Annotated in this window: 23 protein-coding genes; 13 read left to right on the top strand and 10 right to left on the bottom strand. The window is 47.2% G+C overall.

The window, feature by feature from the left end:
• The first annotated feature begins 6 nt into the window (after positions 1–6).
• The 5 genes from AC58UX_RS24455 (at position 7) to AC58UX_RS24435 (ending at position 5,005) form a co-directional block, all read left to right on the top strand.
• Positions 7–2,796, top strand: a complete 2,790-nt coding sequence (locus AC58UX_RS24455; protein ID WP_497257568.1) for a CHASE3 domain-containing protein — start codon at positions 7–9, stop codon at positions 2,794–2,796.
• The gene (locus tag AC58UX_RS24450; protein WP_497257566.1) at positions 2,766–3,662 is read left to right on the top strand and encodes a CheR family methyltransferase; all 897 of its coding nucleotides are present in this window, start codon (positions 2,766–2,768) and stop codon (positions 3,660–3,662) included. Before AC58UX_RS24455 ends, AC58UX_RS24450 begins: the two co-directional genes overlap by 31 nt.
• A gap of 112 nt (positions 3,663–3,774) precedes the next feature.
• Complete coding sequence (locus AC58UX_RS24445) at positions 3,775–4,314, top strand: DUF1003 domain-containing protein (protein WP_497257564.1); 540 nt, start codon at positions 3,775–3,777, stop codon at positions 4,312–4,314.
• A 65-nt stretch (positions 4,315–4,379) separates the two neighbouring features.
• The gene (locus tag AC58UX_RS24440) at positions 4,380–4,544 is read left to right on the top strand and encodes a DUF1328 domain-containing protein (RefSeq protein ID WP_497257896.1); all 165 of its coding nucleotides are present in this window, start codon (positions 4,380–4,382) and stop codon (positions 4,542–4,544) included.
• 68 nt (positions 4,545–4,612) lie between these two features.
• The gene (locus tag AC58UX_RS24435; protein ID WP_497257562.1) at positions 4,613–5,005 is read left to right on the top strand and encodes a YflT domain-containing protein; all 393 of its coding nucleotides are present in this window, start codon (positions 4,613–4,615) and stop codon (positions 5,003–5,005) included.
• 80 nt (positions 5,006–5,085) lie between these two features.
• Here the strand turns inward: AC58UX_RS24435 and AC58UX_RS24430 are convergent, their stop codons facing one another.
• The 4 genes from AC58UX_RS24430 to AC58UX_RS24415 form a co-directional block, all read right to left on the bottom strand.
• The gene (locus tag AC58UX_RS24430; RefSeq protein ID WP_497257560.1) at positions 5,086–5,286 is read right to left on the bottom strand and encodes a cold-shock protein; all 201 of its coding nucleotides are present in this window, start codon (positions 5,284–5,286) and stop codon (positions 5,086–5,088) included.
• A 65-nt stretch (positions 5,287–5,351) separates the two neighbouring features.
• Positions 5,352–5,552 (bottom strand): cold-shock protein, encoded by a 201-nt coding sequence (locus tag AC58UX_RS24425; protein WP_314801160.1) that lies wholly within the window; start codon positions 5,550–5,552, stop codon positions 5,352–5,354.
• A 230-nt stretch (positions 5,553–5,782) separates the two neighbouring features.
• On the bottom strand, positions 5,783–6,139 hold the full coding sequence (locus AC58UX_RS24420; RefSeq protein ID WP_497257558.1) for a hypothetical protein: 357 nt from the start codon (positions 6,137–6,139) through the stop codon (positions 5,783–5,785).
• 116 nt (positions 6,140–6,255) lie between these two features.
• Positions 6,256–7,770, bottom strand: a complete 1,515-nt coding sequence (locus tag AC58UX_RS24415) for a copper amine oxidase N-terminal domain-containing protein (protein WP_497257556.1) — start codon at positions 7,768–7,770, stop codon at positions 6,256–6,258.
• Between the two features lie 153 nt (positions 7,771–7,923).
• On the opposite strand from AC58UX_RS24415, the gene AC58UX_RS24410 reads away from it, so the two are divergent.
• From AC58UX_RS24410 to AC58UX_RS24400, 3 genes are all read left to right on the top strand, one after another.
• The gene (locus tag AC58UX_RS24410; RefSeq protein ID WP_497257554.1) at positions 7,924–8,469 is read left to right on the top strand and encodes an NfeD family membrane protein; all 546 of its coding nucleotides are present in this window, start codon (positions 7,924–7,926) and stop codon (positions 8,467–8,469) included.
• 18 nt (positions 8,470–8,487) lie between these two features.
• Positions 8,488–9,933: a flotillin family protein gene (locus tag AC58UX_RS24405; RefSeq protein ID WP_497257552.1), complete on the top strand. Its 1,446-nt coding sequence runs from the start codon at positions 8,488–8,490 to the stop codon at positions 9,931–9,933.
• Positions 9,934–10,089: 156 nt separating this feature from the next.
• The gene (locus tag AC58UX_RS24400; protein ID WP_497257549.1) at positions 10,090–11,580 is read left to right on the top strand and encodes an HD domain-containing phosphohydrolase; all 1,491 of its coding nucleotides are present in this window, start codon (positions 10,090–10,092) and stop codon (positions 11,578–11,580) included.
• A gap of 69 nt (positions 11,581–11,649) precedes the next feature.
• Here the strand turns inward: AC58UX_RS24400 and AC58UX_RS24395 are convergent, their stop codons facing one another.
• Complete coding sequence (locus AC58UX_RS24395) at positions 11,650–12,933, bottom strand: hypothetical protein (protein WP_497257547.1); 1,284 nt, start codon at positions 12,931–12,933, stop codon at positions 11,650–11,652.
• A complete protein-coding gene (locus AC58UX_RS24390) occupies positions 12,920–13,486 on the bottom strand; it encodes an RNA polymerase sigma factor (RefSeq protein WP_497257545.1) in 567 nt (188 codons plus the stop codon). The genes AC58UX_RS24395 and AC58UX_RS24390 overlap by 14 nt, the downstream gene beginning before the upstream one ends.
• A gap of 302 nt (positions 13,487–13,788) precedes the next feature.
• Between AC58UX_RS24390 and AC58UX_RS24385 the strand changes: the two genes are divergently transcribed.
• The 4 genes from AC58UX_RS24385 (at position 13,789) to AC58UX_RS24370 (ending at position 17,369) form a co-directional block, all read left to right on the top strand.
• The gene (locus tag AC58UX_RS24385) at positions 13,789–14,238 is read left to right on the top strand and encodes a hypothetical protein (RefSeq protein WP_497257543.1); all 450 of its coding nucleotides are present in this window, start codon (positions 13,789–13,791) and stop codon (positions 14,236–14,238) included.
• Positions 14,239–14,412: 174 nt separating this feature from the next.
• On the top strand, positions 14,413–15,678 hold the full coding sequence (locus AC58UX_RS24380; protein WP_497257541.1) for an S-layer homology domain-containing protein: 1,266 nt from the start codon (positions 14,413–14,415) through the stop codon (positions 15,676–15,678).
• A gap of 132 nt (positions 15,679–15,810) precedes the next feature.
• On the top strand, positions 15,811–16,500 hold the full coding sequence (gene araD / locus AC58UX_RS24375; RefSeq protein ID WP_497257539.1) for an L-ribulose-5-phosphate 4-epimerase: 690 nt from the start codon (positions 15,811–15,813) through the stop codon (positions 16,498–16,500).
• A 377-nt stretch (positions 16,501–16,877) separates the two neighbouring features.
• Positions 16,878–17,369, top strand: a complete 492-nt coding sequence (locus AC58UX_RS24370; protein WP_497257537.1) for a GAF domain-containing protein — start codon at positions 16,878–16,880, stop codon at positions 17,367–17,369.
• Between the two features lie 179 nt (positions 17,370–17,548).
• On the opposite strand, the gene AC58UX_RS24365 is transcribed toward AC58UX_RS24370, so the two are convergent.
• The 3 genes from AC58UX_RS24365 to AC58UX_RS24355 form a co-directional block, all read right to left on the bottom strand.
• A complete protein-coding gene (locus tag AC58UX_RS24365) occupies positions 17,549–17,833 on the bottom strand; it encodes a helix-turn-helix domain-containing protein (protein WP_497257535.1) in 285 nt (94 codons plus the stop codon).
• A 199-nt stretch (positions 17,834–18,032) separates the two neighbouring features.
• Positions 18,033–18,668: a thiamine diphosphokinase gene (locus tag AC58UX_RS24360; RefSeq protein ID WP_497257533.1), complete on the bottom strand. Its 636-nt coding sequence runs from the start codon at positions 18,666–18,668 to the stop codon at positions 18,033–18,035.
• Between the two features lie 177 nt (positions 18,669–18,845).
• Complete coding sequence (locus AC58UX_RS24355) at positions 18,846–19,079, bottom strand: hypothetical protein (RefSeq protein WP_497257531.1); 234 nt, start codon at positions 19,077–19,079, stop codon at positions 18,846–18,848.
• 120 nt (positions 19,080–19,199) lie between these two features.
• On the opposite strand from AC58UX_RS24355, the gene AC58UX_RS24350 reads away from it, so the two are divergent.
• Positions 19,200–19,940, top strand: a complete 741-nt coding sequence (locus AC58UX_RS24350) for a DUF554 domain-containing protein (protein WP_497257529.1) — start codon at positions 19,200–19,202, stop codon at positions 19,938–19,940.
• 1 nt (position 19,941) lies between these two features.
• Here the strand turns inward: AC58UX_RS24350 and AC58UX_RS24345 are convergent, their stop codons facing one another.
• Positions 19,942–20,643: a response regulator gene (locus AC58UX_RS24345; protein ID WP_497257527.1), complete on the bottom strand. Its 702-nt coding sequence runs from the start codon at positions 20,641–20,643 to the stop codon at positions 19,942–19,944.
• Positions 20,644–20,941 lie beyond the last annotated feature (298 nt).

The raw sequence follows: 20,941 nt of genomic DNA, 5'->3' as shown, positions 1-20,941 counted from the left end.
TACATTTTGAAACTCTTTCAAATCAACATTAAAACCAAAATTTTATTTGGCTATTTATCTATTATATTATGTCTAGGCATTGCACTCCTCATCGTAAGCAGCCGTATGTCCGATCTTCAGGACGAAGTAGAGTTTGTCTCTGTTCATGATATTGAAGTGCATGATCTTCTTGGCGTCTTGCAGAAAAATATGTTGGATATAGAAACAGGGATGCGAGGATTTGTCATCACAGGGGACGAGCAGTATTTAGAACCGTATAATGCTGGAAGTCTAACCTGGGTAGATAACTATAATAAGCTAAGCTTACTCCTTCGGGATAATCCATCCCAATTACAAAGCTTGAAAGCCATTAAGGTCACGATTCAGAGCTACGTGGAAACAGCTGGTGAAACGGCAGTTCAGCTGAAGAAAAACAATGATACAGCGAGTCTTAACAATTTTTTCAAGTTAAATTCAGGGAAGAAAATTATGGACCAACTGCGAGTACAGTTCGATTCCTTTCTAACGGCTGAGAAGCAGTTAACCGTTCAGCGTGTTGAACAATTAAAGGAAAGCAACTATAATCTCCGAGTTGTTCTTTTTGTTATATTAGGCGCTATTTCTCTATTCGCTATTGCTGTGGCAATCGTTCTTTCCAATTCGATTACAAGAACGATTGCTCAGGTTAGCCAAAAAATGCGTGAAATTTCGGCTTCTGAAGGGAACTTATCCTCTAGAATTGACATCATAACGAATGATGAGATTCGTGAACTCGCTGAGGCGACGAACGAATTGTTGGCAGAATTAGAGAAGCAGAGTTGGATTCAGAAGGGAGTCACCGACATATCTACCTTGTATCAAGGGATTAGCGATACCAAGGTATTGAGTGAAATGGTGATTAACAAGCTAGCCCCGATGCTTGGCGCGAGCTATGGTGTTATTTATCTCAGACAATTTGTCGAAGGCAAGCCTTTCTTTGTAAAAATAGCAGGGTACGCATCTACGGGGGAGGATAGGTCCACGTTACGCTTCCAATCCGGTGAAGGTCTTGTGGGTCAGTGTGCGTTAGATCAACATTTATTTCTTATAGATAATTTGCCAGAGGATCATGTTAAACTCACCTCGGGTCTAGGTACTTCCAAACCACGCAGCTTGCTTGTAGCGCCTATCCTTGTTGAAGGAAGAACGGAAGCTGTGATTGAGCTTGCTTCGATGGAACCTTTCCAGTCCAAACATCTAACGCTGTTGGATACCTTGCAAGAGAAATTTGGAACCGCGATTACCAGTGTTCGCAGCCGAATGGAAGTGGAGCGCCTACTTTCCGAGTCGCAGATTCTGACTGAAGAGCTTCAGGCGCAATCGGAAGAGCTTCAGACGCAGTCTGAGGAGCTCCAGATGCAGCAAGAGCAGCTTCGAATAACGAATGAGTATCTGGAGGAACAGAACCATTTTGCTGAGCAGAAAGCGATCGAGCTCAATAAAGCGAAAGATGAGCTCGAAGACTATTCGATGCAGCTGAAAACAAGCTCGCAGTACAAGACCGACTTCTTAGCCAATATGTCTCATGAGCTGAGAACGCCGCTGAACAGTATCATGATACTGTCCCAGATGCTGGCAGAGAGCAACGGCGATATGGAGAAGTCGGAGATTGTTGATTATTCACGCGTCATTAACGGGGCGGGGAATGATCTGCTTGTACTGATTGATGATATTTTGGATTTATCCAAGGTAGAAGCGGGTAAAATAGAAATCATGACAGACGAGGTTAATGTAACCGAAATTCCGTATGCCATGTCACAGATGTTCGCCCCTGTGGCTGCAAAGAAGGGCTTGGATTTCGATATTCAGCTCGAGCCGGATGTACCGAACGTGATTCTGACAGATGGTCAGCGGTTGCAGCAAATCTTGAAAAATTTATTATCGAATGCCTTTAAATTTACGGAAAAAGGAACGGTCAGCTTGACGATTGCGCGTGCGGATTCGGCGCCTATTCAAAAGCTCCTTCATCTACAACCGGAAGACACGGTCCTAGCCATGTCAGTAAAGGATACAGGTATCGGTATTCCGATTGATAAGCAGCAAATTATTTTTGATGCGTTCCAGCAAGTAGATGGCACCACGAATCGCCAATATGGAGGTACGGGGCTTGGTTTATCCATATGCCGTGAGTTTACGCGGTTGCTGGGAGGCACTATTGTAGTACGAAGCGAGATGAACGTAGGCAGTACTTTTACCCTGTATATTCCGAATGCCAAAGAAAAAAGCACAGAGGATCAACTGACCAACAACTACCCTCAAGGTGAAATAGCTGCTGCTGGAGAACTGCTGGCAGGACAATCCCAGTTTGAAGAAGCATCATTTGCACGAGTGAATTCTCTAGAGAGTGATTCTCGATTTGATCTGCCAATCACTGCGGATTCTCAACTTTTTCATGGCAAAAAAATATTGCTTGTCGATGATGATGCCCGCAATGTGTTCGCGCTGGTGTCCATCCTGGAAACAAAAGGAATTATTGTAGAGGCTGCTCACAATGGTAAGGACGCCTTGGATATGCTGCGGCAAAAAAGTGATTACGATCTGGTGCTTATGGATATTATGATGCCGGTTATGGGCGGGTATGATGCGATGAAGGCTATCCGCGGCGAACTTGAGCTGCAAGATCTGCCAATCATTGCGCTAACGGCCAAGGCGATGAAGAATGAGAAAGAGAAATGCTTAGAAGCTGGCGCGTCCGATTATATTACAAAACCTTTAAATATGGAGCAATTATTCTCTCTAATGCGTGTATGGCTAACGAAGCAGGTGAACAAACATTGACACGTCCATCCTCCGAAGATGCTTACTCTGAACTGGAGGAGCTCTCTTATGATGAACTGCAAAATATCGAGATTAACCTTCTGTTAGAAGGTTTGTTTCAAATGTATGGATTTGATTTTCGTCATTATGTACGCTCCTCTTTGCGCAGACGGATTTTAAATCGGATGAAGATGGAAAAGCTGCCGTCGATCACGGCCCTTCTAGAAAAAGTGCTCCATGAGCCTTCTTTTGTCGAGAAGTTGTTAGGCGATATGTCCATTCGGGTAACTGAAATGTTCAGAGACCCGAGCTTCTTCCTTGCTTTTCGGAATGAGGTTGTGCCCAAGCTTCGTGACTATCCGGAAATTCGCATTTGGCATGCAGGATGTGCAACTGGCGAAGAAGTGTATGCCATGGCCATTCTGATGCAGGAAGAGGGGTTAGCGGAAAAGACGAAGATTTATGCAACGGATATGAATGAGAAGGCCATCGAATCTGCTCAAAGGGGCGCGTTTCCACTTAAACAGATGCAGATGTACACCAAGAATTACTTGGAAGCGGGAGGCACCAAAGCGTTCTCTGAGTACTATAAGACCGATCACCAGTATGCCTACTTTCAGCCGATCATGAAGGAAAATCTCATGTTTGCTCAACATAACCTGGTCACAGACGGTTCATTTAACGAGTTCCATGTCATTTTGTGCCGCAATGTCATGATCTATTTCGACCATACGCTGCAGCAGCAGGTGCATAGCTTGTTCTATGGCAGCTTGGTTTCGCATGGATACTTGGGGCTAGGCAAGAAAGAATCGATTATTTTTGTCCCTGAAGGTGTGCAGTATGATGATTTCATACCTCAAGAGCGCATTTACTGCAAGAGGGTATAAGAAGGAGCTAAGCGATGTTTTCGCTTAGCTCCTTTTCCTTTGTTTCACCTTACAAGCAATTAGGGTACTTATATACAGTGTAAACCTTTTAATAAGAAAGTAGGGGAAGACCATGGATAAGGAAGGCATAGGGCAGTTAGCTTCAGGGGTAGGTACATCCGAGCAGTTATTTCAGGAGTTAGATAATGATCCCGTTTTTAAATTAGATAATGATCAGTTAGAGCGAATTACAGCGATGGTGAAGGCCTATCAGGTGAGTATTAAATCTCATCTCTTAGAGCAGCAGAAGAAGCAATCATCATGGAAAGACCGCTTAGCAGATCATATCGCTTCATTTGGCGGGAGCTGGTCGTTCATTCTGATGTTTGCTGGATTTTTAATAATGTGGATGATCATAAATGTAACTAGGTTCGCCTTTGACAAGCCGCCTTTTATTTTGCTGAATCTCATTCTATCTTGTATTTCGGCCTTCCAGGCACCTGTCATATTGATGAGTCAGAATCGTCAGGCGGCAAGTGACAAGAAAGAGGCTATCCTGGATTTTGCGATTAATTATCGCGCGGAACAAGAGAATCTGGAGATTAAGGAGCTGCTCGAACGATTGGATAAGCGGCTAGAAAGGCTTGAGAAGGGGGAGATGTTTCAACTCTAGGGCAGATGGGTAATAGATCACATAGCAAGATGAACCCAATGAAGAGGAAGAGAGAGGTGTTGGATATGCTAGGATGGGCCATGGTTTTTCTAATTATTGCGCTGGTAGCAGGTGTTTTTGGATTCTTTGGGATTGTCTCAACGGCAGTAGGTATCGCCAAAATCTTGTTCTTTGTCTTCCTAATCATGTTTGTTGTCTCCTTAATTTTTGGCAGACGCCGAAGTATTTAGAACGCAGCATTTAACTCGAGGTAACACGGATTCACCCAATAAAACCCCATTGATGAGGAGGAATTACCATGAGTACGTATACTAGAGTAAGTGTGACATCCAGTCTTGAGGATACGCAGAGAAAAGTACAACAGTTGCATAGCGAAGGCTTCAAAAAGGATCATATTTATGTTCTGACACACAGTGCTGAAGGTACAGACTACATCGCGGAGTTTACGGGTGCAGAGCAGATTTCGATGGCAGAGGAAGGATTGTTCACGTCAATCGCCAATCTTTTCCGCTCACGTGGTGAGGAGCTGAAAGCTAAGATTATGGCCCTCGGCGTGCCTGAGGAGGAAGCGAATCGACTCACAAATGAATTGGAATGGGGCAAAATCCTCGTGTTAGCCACGCCTGTCATGAAGGAAGAGGATACCGTGGTGATGTACCCAGGCAGTGGATTTCAGCCACCATTTCTATAATAGGAATCCTTTGTAAGTAATTTAAACAAGTAAAAGCCCCGTATCTCCTAAAGTGGGAGACACGGGGCTTTCTACCGGATTCATCGCCTGCTGCTTGTGTTCGATAAGGTAGGGAGCATCTTTAAATCTTTGACCATGGATGATTGGCAAATCGGACATACGGGACTATCGTCGAATGAAAAATTATCTCTCATCCAGCAAGAGCACTGATCCGTGCTGCAGGTCCAGATGCTGGTTTGTTCCTCCGGTACTGGTTCCAATGATTTTTTCGAAAAGTACAATCGAACTCCTCCTTGTCATGATGGACTCTGACGCGCAAGCAGTTGAAGCAATATGTGATGAAGGACTACAGCTTGACTACATTTTCAGCTTGCGGTCCGCGGTTCCCTTGAACAACTTCGAATTGCACTCGTTGGCCCTCATCTAAGCTTTTGAAACCATCTCCTTGAATGGCACTGAAATGAACGAACACATCATTGCCGCCTTCCACTTCGATAAACCCAAATCCCTTTTCTGCGTTAAACCATTTCACCGTACCTGTTTCCATGTGTTCATAAACCTCCAACAATAATTTGTGCCTGCGCTTCACATTCGGCGGAATCAACTCGTTCCGAAGAGCTTGTAAGTCATTAACGCAGCTTTGATAATATATCCAATATGTAGGAAGCTTATTCCACTTTTCTGAAAAAACATCAGCGCTATTTTCAACCGGAGGTGCTTCTTAAGTAAAAAAAGCTCACTCCCTTGGCCTAAGGCCAGATGGAGCAAGCTTATGTTTTAAGCAAGCAGAAGGATGACTAATAGTTCGAAAAGCACGAGCGTAATAATTTGATTATATTGCGCTGGTGTATAGATCGGTCTGTTATGACCATGGTGGTGCCCTTGACCGTGATGGTCCAGATGAATATAGACATGATGACCGTCTGCATTAATAAGGACACCTTCATGGGTATGCCCATCAATCGTGGTGATACGGACCTTGCGGCCTATATGCGGATGAATAGCATGCATGATTTGGTCTCGTTTGTGTTTCATCGTGTGCTGCCAATTTGGTTCCGCTTGGTAAACCACATGGGGACCGTGATGACCATGTTGACCTTGAGGCACTTGGGGATGCATAGGGTTTTGATACATAGACGTTCACTCCTTCTCGTACGACTGCACTTCATGCAGCTGGCTTTTTGCCTAGGTTCATTACTAGACTATTCAGCCGTTCGAAAAGGGTGATCGCCTATGAGGCTTATTTCTGTCTAGTCTCGGTGGATCGTGACGACACGTGTGTCGTCATTGAAGGATACGATACAGCCAAGCTGCTCAGCAATGAAGCGAATAGGTACGTAAGTTGAATTGTTGGAAAGGGTAGCCGCGCTTTCGAGTTCAGGAGCAGCAACGCCGTTTACCGTTGCCAGCTTGCTATCCAACGTCAGCAGAATCGTTCTACCTGTGATGAAGTCTGTAATCGTAACTTGACGAAGCTCACCGTTCCAACCTACCTCAGCACCCAGTTGCTCGGAGACGAAGCGTACAGGAACCATCGTTTTGCCATTCGCATCAATAAATGGTTGTGGTGCATCTTCCGTAGCCCCTGATCCATCGGTAGCCATATTGACATCTTTTTTCGTTACTTTCAAATCGTCTTTCAGCATTTTGTACAACGTGGATTGCTTATCTTGGTTAGCTAGCAGCTTAAAGATCGCCGTAGCATCTAACTTAAGTTGAAGTGCGCCAGACGTATTCACCGTGCTTGCCGTAACTGGCTTATTCAAATTCCAAGAATCACTCTCATAGGAAATTTTCAGCGCGGAAGCGCCATTTTTTGATTCCGTAATTGGCAGGTTAATCGCTAATTTTTGCTTGCGAACTTGTTTATCAGCGTCAATGTAGATATCGGCTTGAAGAGACGCGTCCGCACTAAACATATCATTGGTTGGATCTATGGAATCCGCCAATCCTGCAAGATAATCGTGAATTGGGGAGTACACGAAGCCGAGTGTTAAATCTTTGTTCGCTAGAAGTCCCAAAGTGATGCTTTTATCTCCTCCGTCAATTTGCGCCTGGATCACAGGGAAGAGAGCATCGTACAACTGGCTAAGCACTTCTTTGAGGCCAGCCTCGTCTGCAAGAACGTTAGCAAGTAGTTTTTGTAAAAGGGAAGCCAATTCAGTGCCGCTAAGATCTACATGGGCTTTTTGCAATGAAAGCGATTCGCCATTCACTTTATCCGTTACCGGAGCAATAGATAGCTTAGCTGGATCGGGAGCATTGCCTAAAATAAGGCCGATGAGTGCTGGTTTAATCTCAAGTATTTTGTTGCCGAATTGCTCTTGGACAGCCTTAGGTAAGAACGATAAGAAAGAAATATTAGCGCCGCCTAAAAGATCAAGAACAATTGGCTTTTGCGCGCCTTGAATATTCAGGCTGATCTTCGTGCCTTCCATGGCAACGTTGAAAGGAATCGTGCCTTTGCTATAAACAATCGTACCGTCGATGGAAGAATGCTGGTTGTCCTGCGTTTTAACTGCAAGCTCAACCTTCACATCTTTCAACGCTGCAAGTGCAGCTTTTTCTTCTGCTGTGAGCTTGGAAGTGTCACCGGGTACAAGTTCAAGCTGCAGTGTGCCTTTTGACTCGGATGACTTCACGTTTGCGCCATTTTGAACGGCTTTTGCTAGTTCCAAGCCTTGTATTGATTGACAACCCGTTAGCGTCAACATCATGATTACCATCGCTGCCGAAATTAACCAAGTCCATTTTTTTCTGTTCATGGGATAATCTACTCCTTCTGTTTAATAGAATTAACGATAAGTCATCGAATGATTATACGCAAGAAGTATTAGAAGGATGCGGTGTATAATTCAAAATTCGAACGAAACCTTTTATTTCCAATTACGTCTATATTTGTGTAGGAGGTAAAGCTGATGATGACGTTGTTTATTGTTTGTTTCTTTGCAGGTCTCGTACTTACGTTGCTTATCACACTTTTTGGTGTGGACAGCTTTGAGCTGCATGGCGATGCAGGCGGTGCACATGGGCATGGACACGGGCATAGCGGCCCATCTATGTTCAATATGTCCTCGCTGCTCGCAGGGGTGACGGTGTTCGGCGGTATGGGGTACATCTTGAACAAGGTTGGCATGACGAGTGGTTTGCTAATTCTTGTTATTGCCATTGCGGCAGGTCTTGTGATGGCGTGGCTCTTCTTCCTTTTGTATGCCAAGGTTATTTATAAGCATGATGACAGTATGAAGGAGAGCGATTTTGAGCTCAGCGGTCAGTTGGGCAAGCTGACAGTTCCGATTATCGGGAAAGGCATGGGTGAAATGGTGTATGTGCTCCAAGGGACGACGCGCACTATCAGTGTGCGTTCCGAGAATGGCGCGTCCTTAGCGAAAGGGACGAAGGTTGTCATTTTGAACATGAACAAAGGTGTGGCGACGGTGACGGAATTTAGTGATCTTGATTGATCGGGAGGTATGGCAGAAATGATGTATTCAGTCCTTATTATGGTAGTTGCCATAGTGGTTGTTGTTTTCATCTTACTAGCTTCAATTGTAAAAGCGTATAAGAAAGTGCCGCCGAATGAAGCGATGATCGTGTTTGGTTTAGGGGGCAAAAGAGTGGTGCAAGGCGGCGGGACATTCGTCATCCCCGGTTTTCAAAGCTATAAAACCATCTCGATGATGCTCACGAGTTTTGATGTGAAGCCAGATCAGCCGATGTTCTCGCTGCAAGGTATTCGTCTCAAAATCGAGGCTGTCGCTCAGATTAAAATCCAGAGTGATCCCATCGCGATCGCAACCGCTTCCGAGCAGTTCCTTGATCATTCGATGGCGGAGCGGGAAGCGATGATTTTGCATTCCGTAGAAGGTCATTTACGGGGGTTAGTCGGGCAATTGACGGTTGAATCGATTCTCAAGAATCCCGATGAGCTTAACAGCAAGATGAGGGAGACGTGTTCCGAGGATTTGGATAAAATGGGCCTCAACCTCATTTCCTTCGTACTGAAGCGAGTAGCGGACGATCAGGGCTACATCGAGAACTTGGGTGTACCTGAGGTAGAGCGGATTCGTAAAAGCGCTAGCATTGCCAAAGCGGAAGTCGAGCGAGATATTCAAATCCGGCAGGCGGATACGGAGAAGGAATCGGCTATTCGCAAGGCGGAAGCCCATCAGTTGACGATTGAGGCGGAGAGCGCCGCATCGGCGAAGGAAGCTCAGTACCGTAAAGAGCTCAGCATGAAGGAAGCAGAGTTTAAGCAGGAGACGACGAGTCGTCAGGCGGAAGCGGATTTGGCGTATGAATTGAAGCAAAAGCAAATTCAGCAGCAGCTTGTGACGGAGCAGGTACGCATCCGTCAGATGGAAGCGGAGGCGAACAAAACCGTTCGCCAAATCGAGGTCGAGCTGAAGCAGAAGGAGCTCGAGGCTTCAGTTATTAAGCCGGCTGAAGCAGAGAAGCTGGCGGCCATTATGCGTGCCGAGGTGAGCAAGCAGCGGCAAATTCTTGAAGCCGAGGCGGAGGCGGAGTCGACGAGAAAGCGAGGTGAAGCGACGGCCGAAGCGGAGCTGGCCAAAGGGAAGGCGAACGCCGAGGTTGTGCGCCTAGCAGGGCTTGCAGAAGCGGAGGCGCTGGAGAAGAAGGCCGAAGCCTACAAGCAGTACACGCAAGCGGCGGTGACGGTGGAAATTCTCCGTATCCTGCCAGAGCTGGCGGAGAAAATTGCGGCGCCGCTGAGCAACGTGGATAAGATCACCGTGATCTCGCAGGACGGCTCGACGTCCGGCGTGAATCGGATCACCGGCGATATTGCCAAAATGATCGCCCAGGTGCCAGAAATCACGCAGACGCTCACAGGCAAAAGCGTAACGGACTTGGCACGCGCGTTCCTAGGAAAGGACGCCGATCCGACGGTAAAACAGGAGGCGTAAGGGGCTAGCGCGCCGCAAGCAAAGTCACACTCTATTGTAGAGTGTGGCTTTTTACTTTTGCCGATATCAAGCGGAATCTGCTAGATTACGATACAATAGAGGAGATGCGAGTCTACTTCGCAGTTTCGGATAGTTTTCATAGAGGCGGGGAGTTATATGCTGATATATAGGAAGTTTTTGCGCAATCTTTTACGAAATTACATGATGGGTTCTGGTATTGCTGTGCTGGTGGTCGGCGGGGTCATTATTTCGACGACGCTCACGATCTCAGGTGCTGAATTACTCCGTGTGTTTATGATTATGATCTCTTCGTTATGCGTGATGATACTGGCCGAGCTTCTGGTGTTTAGGAAGCACATTAGACCGATTCGGACCATGATTGGTCAAGAAGTCCCTTCGCTTGCAACAATACGTGAGGCTTACTTACAGACACATCGCTTTCCAGCTTTGTCGGTGGTGCGGATCATGGGACCGCACTTTCTGGGGTTATCGATTCCAGCAATGACAATAGCAAGTGTAGGTATCAAATGGGACTGGTTAACTTTTCCTGCTTTTTATATCGGACTGGCGGGTATAGGGGCGATATTAATTGCTAGTATGCATGCTTTACTTGATTTTTTTACGACGGCGCAAGCCATTCGGCCCATGTTGATACATATACGTGAGTTAGGGCAGCGGCTGTATGGAGAAGACGTCTCGTTGGACGGACGCGTCATCGTATCGATTCAGCGAAAGTTTCAGTTGAGTGCGTTTCTCATCGGCACAATGCCGCTATTTCTTTTTAGCTTAGCAACGCAAATTCGGTTGAGTACAAGCGTAGATTCTTCACAGCTGATTGCTGACTATTGGAAATGGGCGGCTATTATTTTGTTGCTGGGCGTCGGTTTTTCCTCTTTAGGTGCGCGCATGCTAGCCAGTGATATTCAACAGCCGATTGAGGATTTGCATCGCGTGATGAAGCAAGTGCAGTCCGGTGATCTCCAAGTCAGAGCCTCCGACTTATACTCGGATGAATTCTCGCGGTTGATCGCGGGCTTTAACCATATGGTGAAGGGCCTCGATGCCCGTGAAAAAATGAACAATCAGCTCCTGCAGAGCTATTACGCCACGCTTGCGGCAGCTCTCGATGCGCGAGATGCTTATACGGCAGGGCATTCGACGCGCGTCGCGAATTATGCCCTACTGATTGGACGAGCTGTGAGCCTAAGCGAGCAGCAGCTCGATTGGTTGAACAAAACAGCACTGCTCCACGATATCGGCAAAATCGGTGTGCGCGATGCGGTACTCTTGAAAGATGGCCGATTAACCGACGAGGAGTTCGAGCAAATCAAGCGTCACCCGGATCTGGGTGAATCGATTTTGAAACAAATAGAGCCTGCCGAGGCGATGGCTCCCTTGCTTCCAGGCGTGCGCTCGCATCATGAGCGCTATGATGGCTCGGGATATCCGGATGGCCTAAAGGGCCAGGATATCCCCGTGTTCGGGCGCATCATTGCGGTAGCGGATGCGTTTGATGCGATGACGTCCGATAGGCCGTATCGGAAGGGCATGCCTGTCGAGAAGGCAATGGCCATTCTCGCGGAGGGGAAGGGGAGCCAGTGGGATCCCCGTTTTGTCCAGGGCTTTATAGATGCGTACAAGGCTTAAATTTGCTAGAGATCCGCTGGTAAGCACAAGAAAACCCGCTAGGTCATGTAGACTTAGCGGGTTTTAACGTTAACGAGCCTTGGCATACTCTTCAGGCGACAAATAACGACCGACCTTGTCGATCCACTCCTGGACATAGTGGTCGGTGGCCCATTGCGCCATGACGAGCTGCTCGCCAGGCTGTAGATCTAAGGTAAGCTGAGGAATACTGCCTGGCGCCTGCCCGTAGGAGTAAAATTTGAGCTTATCCCCCTCAAAGATCACGAGCATATCGTCTAACGGCGAAGTTAGCGCATCCGTGGCTTGCGGCCACGAAGATTTAATATTGCTCCAGGAACAGCAGATATCATCATGATTGACGACTTTATCCGGCAGCTCACGCGGGAAATCGCGCAGCACGTAATAATCAGGGCGTGAAGAGCCAGCCTTCGGTGTTTCGGCAACTTTGCCAACCCATCGGCCTGGCTCACGCTTTACCGTCCAGCTTTGCCCAGAAACCTCGCCAAGAGCGTTGTCTCCGAATTTGGATATCGAGGCAAGCTCATTGTTCAGGGGTGTGCCAAAGACATCCATAAGGGACACATGGTTCTTGTCCACTGGCTTTTTGTAGAATTGCATGGTGCGCGCTTCCTTTAACTGAGGGAGCGTACGCACCCAGATGCGATCGGCATGATACGGCGCATTCCCATTCCAAGCTTCCTCGGACTCAGCAATGGAGAGATACTGGTTGCCTGCAAACAACAGCGTTTCTACGCGATTGAACTCCTGATCCTCTGGATATAAGATGCGTTCAGGTTTGACCGGCTGATCTGCCAAATGAGCAGATAAATAATGAGATTCACCCTTGTTCGTTACATGCGCTAGTGAGTCGATTTTCCAAAAATTTTGCTTATACGGCATCAGAATGCCTGTTCCTTCGGAGGTTTTCTCCAATTGCCCTCGAACGGGTGCGATGAGCATCGTCCGATAGGTGCTGTAGCGAAGTGGGGACAGAGCGCGTCCAGAGGCGCTATTAACGGCAGGCTCATGCTCCGTTCTTAGACCAATGAGCAGCGCTGTATTGATGGGTGCAGGAGGGGGCGTAGATACCGTTACCTCCGCTGACATCAACTTCCCTTCAAGTGCAGCCGCCTCACTTTGCGTATGCAAGGTGTGCCATGGGAAAAGCAAAACAACAGCCAAGACCGTGCCCAAACCAGCAACGCAGAGAATAGGTTTGGCCTTGGACTTGTTTCGCTCCTTGTGTCGAATCGTTTCCTCGATATCACGCTGAAGCTTGGAGGTAAACCCCTTCTGCTGAAGGGGCCCATCTTCCATTTGCTGCTTGAGGTCATCCGGTTCAGGGGTTTTCAAGTGCCTCACGCTCCTTCAGACCAAGAACCTTGAGTCTGGCGTGGTGAAGCCTGGATTTAACTGTGCCTTCCGAGATACCTAGAATAGCTGCCATTTCCTTGGTGGTCATCTGATAATGCGCGTGAAGAATTAAAATTTCTCTATATTTTGCGGATAAAGACATGACCTTTTGCCAAATTTCACTCGCATATAAATTTTCAACAGCTTCTGTTTCTGCGGATTGGGAGGTTCCCCCTGATTGGACGAAGCCGACTAGGGTCACCTTGCGCCAAAATGCTTTGCGCAAATAATCATAAGCGGTGTTGCGGGTTATGGTAAGCAACCAGGTTTTGACCGCAGCTTCGCCACGGAAAGTTGTTAGATTGCGATATACTTTTAAGAAAGCATCCTGTGCAATATCGTCGGCGGCATCTTTATTGCGACAAATGCTGAATGCATAATTCCACACATCATTCCCGTAGGTTTCCATCAAGTTACGAAGGATAACCTTCTGATCTGTTGTTTCTGCGATGTACTTCAAATAGTCAAATACATGGACACCGGTCGTTTCCAATTCTCTCACCTCTTCTATATAGACGCAGGAAGTCATGAAAAGTTCATCTTCCCGAAATAAAAAGTTTCCTCACACTATTCGTAAGCCGTCTGCCGTTTAAGCCTCATCAGAGCGTATTCATTCATCCAACTGTTCATGCTATACCCGAATGAAGTATTCCTAATAAGGAAGCTCGTCATTGGCAGGAAATTGGGCCTAGCAAAGAGAAATAGTAGAGTAACGGATGCGGACTAGCTTGACAATGAAGCGCGTTGGCACGCAATATGAAGGAAGGACTAGATCCTTCGGAGAGGAAGAACAGCATGAATTTCGTTGAGCATATAGCAGATCATATTCGATCCGGACAAATTAGCAACTATCCGCAGCCGATTGCCCTGAACTTAGGTTTAGTGTACACCGTGAAGCTAGAAGACAAGAAGACGAATTTAATTTGGCTTCCTTTTGAATATACAGGTTTAGCTTACATAGATATGGGCCAGCAGGTCAATGTTTACCCTTACTATCGAGGCACCATTATTGAAGAAATTGAGCTTTCCCGAGGGACGGATCTCTACAAGCCCCAGACGGAAGAAGCATTTATGAAGACCCTTTATACGAAGGGATACGAGCTGCACCAGCTGTTGCAAGAAGAGCAGTACAGTCATTTACAAGGAAGTGCACCAGATTACCTATCCAAAATGATGTATATTGTCGATTGGATGCGGTATTACAACTCTGCCAAAGCGGTAACAGGTGCGAAAAGGAAGATGTAAGTATAGCACGATATCGTAGATCTTGCTTTCTACCTAGTAGAGGGCAGGGTCTTTTTGGCATTTCATATGGCTATAGTCCCAGTAAGGGTGGGCTTACATTGCCCTGATGAATGGGCTTTTAAGCATGTTCTCAAAGGCTAGTCGAAAGCTTATCCTAGAGAATGGTGGAAGTTGGTGCCGAAATCTTGGACAGAAGCGGAGAAAATGGCGATGAAACGATGGACGAAATGGCTGACGATAACGACAATCGGTTGCCTATTAACGATAGGTAGCTTGCAAGGTAGAAGTGAAGCAGCGGGGTTCAAGGATATTGGCGGACATTGGGCGGAGCAGACGATCGTTCAAATGGTACAGCAGGGCTTGCTGGATGGATTTCCAGATGGCACCTTCAGACCTGATGAGACTGTCACGGCAGATCAATTTGTGAAAATTGTACTGCTTGCCTTCACGGATAAGTTCCCGAATGGTGAACGGAAGTGGAAAACAAGCTTCTTGCAGACGCTGAGTGCGAGTAATCAAAATATTTTACAGCAAGATTATCGCGATTTCACGTTTAAGCCGAACACAGTCGGTTACTGGGCTAAACCTTATCTGGATCTAGCGAGTGATCTGCATTTTATTAGCAAAGGCCAATTCACGGATTATAAAGCTTCTTTGAAGCGGGAAGATGTTGCGGAGATTTTGTACTATTTGTTGAAGGAAACCGAGTACTTAGAGGATGAAACTTATAGTCTTGGGGCGGCAGCCCATTTCGGCGATCTGCAGAGCGCAACGAGCAGACAGCAGAAATTCATCGGGGAGTCGATGACGAAAGGGATTATGGAAGGGTATCCGAACGGCTACTTCGGGGTAGGTCAATATGTGACTCGTGCCGAAGCGCTGCAAATCATTACCCGTCTACAGACGAAATCCAAGCGCGTGAGCGTGAAGGCCGATAATGATGCTTTTATTAAAATCGTGCCTACAAAGGATGGCAGCTACAAGAAGCTCGTTTTCCCAGATGAGCGGATGCTGCAAGCGTATGAAGTGATGGAAGGGGCAGGCAAGCTGCGCGGAACGAATTACGATTTGGAAGAGACGACATTGCGTCTATTCCGGAATGCAGAAGCCAAAGCGCAAGCTTTGAACGGGGCGACGGTGGAAGCGCGTAATAGCAACGAAGCTTCGCTCTGGTTAGATCCCCAATTTGCAACTTATGGCGTAACGGTGCGACTTGAGGACGGGGTGCTCGCTCGGAATACGGAAAGTATCCGCAAGTTCACGGATTTCTTGTTCGGGTATGATGCGGACATTTTCTATCGTCAATTTACGGATGCATGCGCGCGGGCAACAGCGAAAGGTGTTCTTGAAACCACAACAACACAAATCGGCAGCTACTCGGTGGAAACACGGTTGGAAGCAGATGGGAAGACAATTGTGTTCTCCATTATTCATTCTTAATCGTGTGTGTGGAAGCTGTACATACAAGTTGATTTGTATTTAGGTCAATTGTAAAACGTCTAGCTAACATGTACGTACAAGTGTATAATGAAGGTATCATTCGTACATTTTATCGGAAGGTGTTGAGCTCAGATGCTAGATCGATTGAGACAGCAAGTTTTGGAAGCAAATTTGGATCTGCCCAAATATCGGCTGGTTACCTTTACATGGGGCAATGTTAGCGGCATCGATCGGGAGCAAGGGCTCGTGGTCATTAAGCCAAGCGGCGTTCCGTATGAGGATTTGAAAGCAGAAGACCTCGTCGTCGTTGATCTGCAGGGGAACATTGTGGAAGGCAAAATGAAGCCATCCTCCGACACGCCAACGCATCTGGCGTTGTATCGCGCGTTCCCAACCATCGGCGGCATCGTGCATACGCATTCGCCTTGGGCTACCAGCTGGGCGCAGGCAGGTCGAGCGATCCCGGCACTCGGGACCACGCATGCGGATTACTTCTACGGCGAAGTGCCGTGCACGCGTCACATGACTGAGGCTGAAATTCAAGGCGCTTACGAATTGGAGACAGGCAATGTCATCATCGAGACGTTCCGCGAGCTGGATCCAGCCATGGTGCCGAGCGTGCTAGTGAACTGTCATGCGCCATTTAGCTGGGGCAAGGACGCGCACAATGCGGTGCATAACGCGGTGGTGTTGGAAGAGGTTGCGAAGATCGCGTATCGTACGTACAACCTGAACCCATCGATTCAGCCTATGGATCAAACCTTGCTGGATCGTCATTTCTTAAGAAAACACGGAGCAAACGCTTATTACGGGCAAAAATAAGAGTGGTCATGGACAGTCGGCGGAGTGAGCTGGCTGTCTTTTTTTGCATGATGAAGGGGTGCACGCCCGGTGCTGGCTAGGTGCACCCCAAGTGCAGGTGGCAAAGATGCAAAAGAGCATCCTTTATTTGAGTATTCAATTCAACTCTGCAAATAATTGTAAAAAGGCATCTTTTTTGGTCGGCAATGTCTAAAAAGTGCTGAAAACACAGAAATTGATGCCTTTTCGCATTAATTTAGCTGAAATCGTGTATTTGACAGAGAAAAGTTGCACTTTTGCATTTCTCAGCCGATGGAGAGCGGTGGTGCATCCTTTGGCGGGAAGCCATTTCATTTGGTATGATGAAAAGTAGACTAGGCAGAAGAGGATGATGACAGATGTTTACGAAATTGAACTATAGTGGTACGAGAGAAGAACAATATTCCTTGCTGATTGGGCAAGTTGAAGCTTTGATACATGATGAACCGAACCGCATTGCGAATCTGGCGAACGCGGCTGCCTTGCTGGGGCAGTTTCTGGAGAACGTGAACTGGGTAGGTTTCTACTTGGTGGACGAACGATTGGAGCGGAAGGAGCTCGTACTGGGACCTTTTCAAGGATTGCCGGCATGCGTGCGTATTCCGTTCGGCAAAGGGGTTTGCGGGACGTCCGCTGAGCGCAGGGAAACCGTGCTTGTTCCCGATGTCCACGCATTCCCAGGACATATCGCTTGCGATGCCGCTTCGCAGTCGGAGATCGTGATCCCGATTGTTGCGGGAGGCGAGCTTATCGGCGTGCTGGATATCGACAGCCCGAGCCTCAGTCGATTTGACGAAGTCGACCAGCGCTATCTGGAGCAATTTGTGCAAAAGCTCGCTGCTGCGATGTAGGGTAGGCGTTCAAACTTACAAATGCTAGCGTACAAAAAATGTGCGCAAGAGGGGCGTCCCCGGCGGAGGGAGCATGCTAGCGCACAAATAATGTGCGCAAGAGAGGCCGCCCCGGCGGAAGCAGCATCTAGCGGCAAACAAAAAAGGCCAACTGCTAAGCAGCTGGCCTTTCTTGTTGCTCAGTATGAAGGGTAAGCGTCGGTGCTAATGATAGCAGACAGGAGCTTGCGCATTGACCGCGTGCCGACTTTATCCATGATTTTCTCGATGTGCACTTTCACAGTCTTCTCACTGATAAAGCAATAATCTGCGATTTCTTTGTTGCTGTACCCGCGCAAAGCGATAAGGCTAATAATTTCGGCTTCACGAGTCGTCAGGACGTGTTGAGATGCAAAATGTGTAATAACAGAAGGTAGTTTGGTAGGAAGAAGATTGTTTGCAAGGTTTTCTTGAACTGGGGGCATGCGTAAACGACCTCAATATCTCAATAAATGTCGAACCTACTCTATATTGTAACAGAGTTAGCCGCCATTTGGCGTAGAAGAGAGTGTCGAATTTCCAAATTTTTATGTAATTTTTGTCGAGTAAATCATACGGCACATCGATCTCTAACCCCTTTCATACAGCCCGCCAGAAAGGGGGAGAGCCGCATCTTTTCTCTCCCTAGTCCTTGCTTTGAATTACAAGCAACAAGCCCGCTGAAAGCTCGATAAGTCCCTCTGGATCCAAGAGAACATTGCTGATGCCGAGCGACATCCCGATTTCAAGCGTTGCTTGGTGCAGGGAGTATTGAAAGCCATGCAGCGTAATCCCCGTGACCTCTAAGCTAAGCGGGAGCAGCGATATATGTGTGTACGGCCCCCTACGCACGCGCGTAGATTGATCAATCACCATCATGAGATTGTTGGCATCCATGATTGCACACGGAATCCCTTGCGCCATGCCTTTGCGGAGCAAATGCACATTCGCAAGCGAATGGTCGAACCGCGTGCCTAACGCGCCGACGAGCAGGATTTGGTTTGGCTTTTGCTCCAGCGCCCAATTAAAAGCCATCTCCGTATCCGTCAAATCTTTGTAGATGGGATCACAATCTATAAAAGCCTTACTCGATGCTCGAATCAGGGCAAGCTCCTCGGTTGTAACCGAATCGAAATCCCCCATCGAAATATCGGGAACAAAGCCATTTTGAATGAGAAATAGTGCCCCGCGATCGGAGCCGACAAGAATATCGTCTGCCCGAATTTCGCTTAGCGCCCAATCTCCTAGTGTGCCGCCTGTAATAATCATAATGCGTGTCATATCTATATCCCCCAGGGCGTAATTAACCGTGATCTTCCCCTTAGTATAACATAGATGAAATAAATGGTTATGCTGGACCAGTCAGAGCCTCTCACCAGAGCAAAAAACCGAGCAGCCACTAAGGCCACTCGGCTCTGTTTGTATGTGCATCAGCTAGAGAAACATGCTCGGTCAAACTTAGGTTCTTGCATCGACGCGCTTGCGCATAGGGTTAAGCTCCGACTGATCGTGATCAATCTCCGCTTCCTCGGCAAAGCCTTGCAGCTCATACGTGCTGCGTCCTAGTACAAGGTCGGCCGGAAATTGATCACCTCGCTTAAGCGTGACCTCTTGCCCAGCCTCATTGGCATAAATACCGTCGGTTTCAACCGTATCGCCTGTCATGGGATCCATTGATTTGTCCTTTGACATTCACCATGCCTCCTTTCCTGTTGCTACTCCTTACCATTTCCAACGTGGCAGGAAATTATGAGGAGAATCATGTAGAATGAGAAGGTCATCATAGTTTCTAGACAGAGGGGAATGAAAGGTATGGCTTTATGGGGGACGATCGTGAATGCAGTTGCCATTATTATCGGAGGATTACTTGGCATGCTGCTGCCCCGCATTTCAGAAGGTATGAAAAACACAGTCATGCAGGGCCTAGGGCTCGCAATAACTGTGTTGGGTATTACGATGGCACTAAAATCAGATCAAATCGTGATCGTCATCATGAGTCTTGTCGTTGGCGGCATTCTTGGTGAGTTGATGCGGATCGAAGCCAATTTGACGAAGCTTGGCGACTGGCTTCAGCACAAAATGAGCAAGCCATCGACATCGTCGTATCCCGCGGCGCCGACGAGCATCTCGGAAGGCTTCGTCACCTGCACACTCATCTATTGCATCGGTGCCATGGCGATTTTGGGTCCATTAGATGGAGGATTGCGGCATAATCACGATATTTTATACACCAAGTCGCTGCTAGATGGGTTTTTATCCATCATCTTCGCATCGACCTTGGGGCTTGGCGTTGTTTTTTCTGCGGTATCTGTTTTTGTAATGCAAGGAACGATCGCACTGTTAGCTACAGTGATCGCCATGGCGTTCAGCCAAGCGTCGCTGGATGCGATGATTGTTCAGATCACCGCTGTAGGCGGCGTCTTGGTCATTGGCGTAGGCATCAATATTTTGCAAATCAAAAAAATCAACGTCGCCAACATGCTGCCAGCACTGGTCATTGCCGCAGCAGCGGTACCGTTACAGCAACTTATAACGGATTGGCTGCATCGCTAAATTAAACGGCGGATCCGTTAAATTTATACCCAACGCCTCTTACCGTAATAATGTAGCGAGGTTCAGCGGGATTAAGCTCAATTTTTTTGCGTAAATTGCTGATGTGTACAATAAGGGTACGCGGGTCGCCCATGCTGTCCAAGCTCCAGATGAGCTCGAAGAGATGCTCGATTTTATAAACTCGATTCGGCGTTTTGGCCATAAGCGACAATAAATCAAATTCCTTGGCAGAAAGGGAGATCGTTCGTCCATTCGCTCGTACGATGTGGCTGACTAGATCGATTTCTAACCCGGGGAATTTGACCAATTGCGGATCATCCTGATGCTGCTCACGAATGGAGTTGCGGCGAAGCAGGGCTTTAACCCGGGCCACGAGTTGGCTTGGGCTGAACGGCTTCGTCATATAATCATCGCCACCCATGCTAAGACCAAGAATGATGTCAATATCCTCGCTTTTACACGAAATGAACAGGATAGGTGTATGGCTCGTTTTGCGAAGCTGTCGACATACCTCTATACCATCAAGTCCTGGCAGCAAAATATCCAGAATAATAAGATCAGGTCTATGCTCCCTCACGATGTCGAACACATCATGTCCGTTATTTGCACTGATTACGTTGTAGCCTTCACGGACTAAGTAGAGCTGAATTAATTGGACAATTTCTTGCTCGTCATCAACGACTAAAATTGTTTCTCCGGCCATGCTTGAATCCCCCTCAGTAATGAAACAACTTCTAAAGTAAGAAGGGTGTTTCTACTTCCAACTTCCAACTTAATCCAATACCAATATTACCTACATTATAGAACGATTCTCCTAGTAATTTCTATCCTTTTATTGATAAATAGCGGTTTTGCAAGTGTATATGATGCTAAATAGGCATAAAGTATGACAAGGTAGGCTCGTATATCAGAATATGCGACAGCAATCGCTAATTTTCGACGATTCGTTGATGGAAAATTAAGCATGATTTTATATGATTTTTATGTTGTCGTGCTAAGCT

The organism is Paenibacillus sp. J22P90 (assembly GCF_059692195.1).
This window is presented reverse-complemented; position numbering and strand designations above follow the sequence as displayed.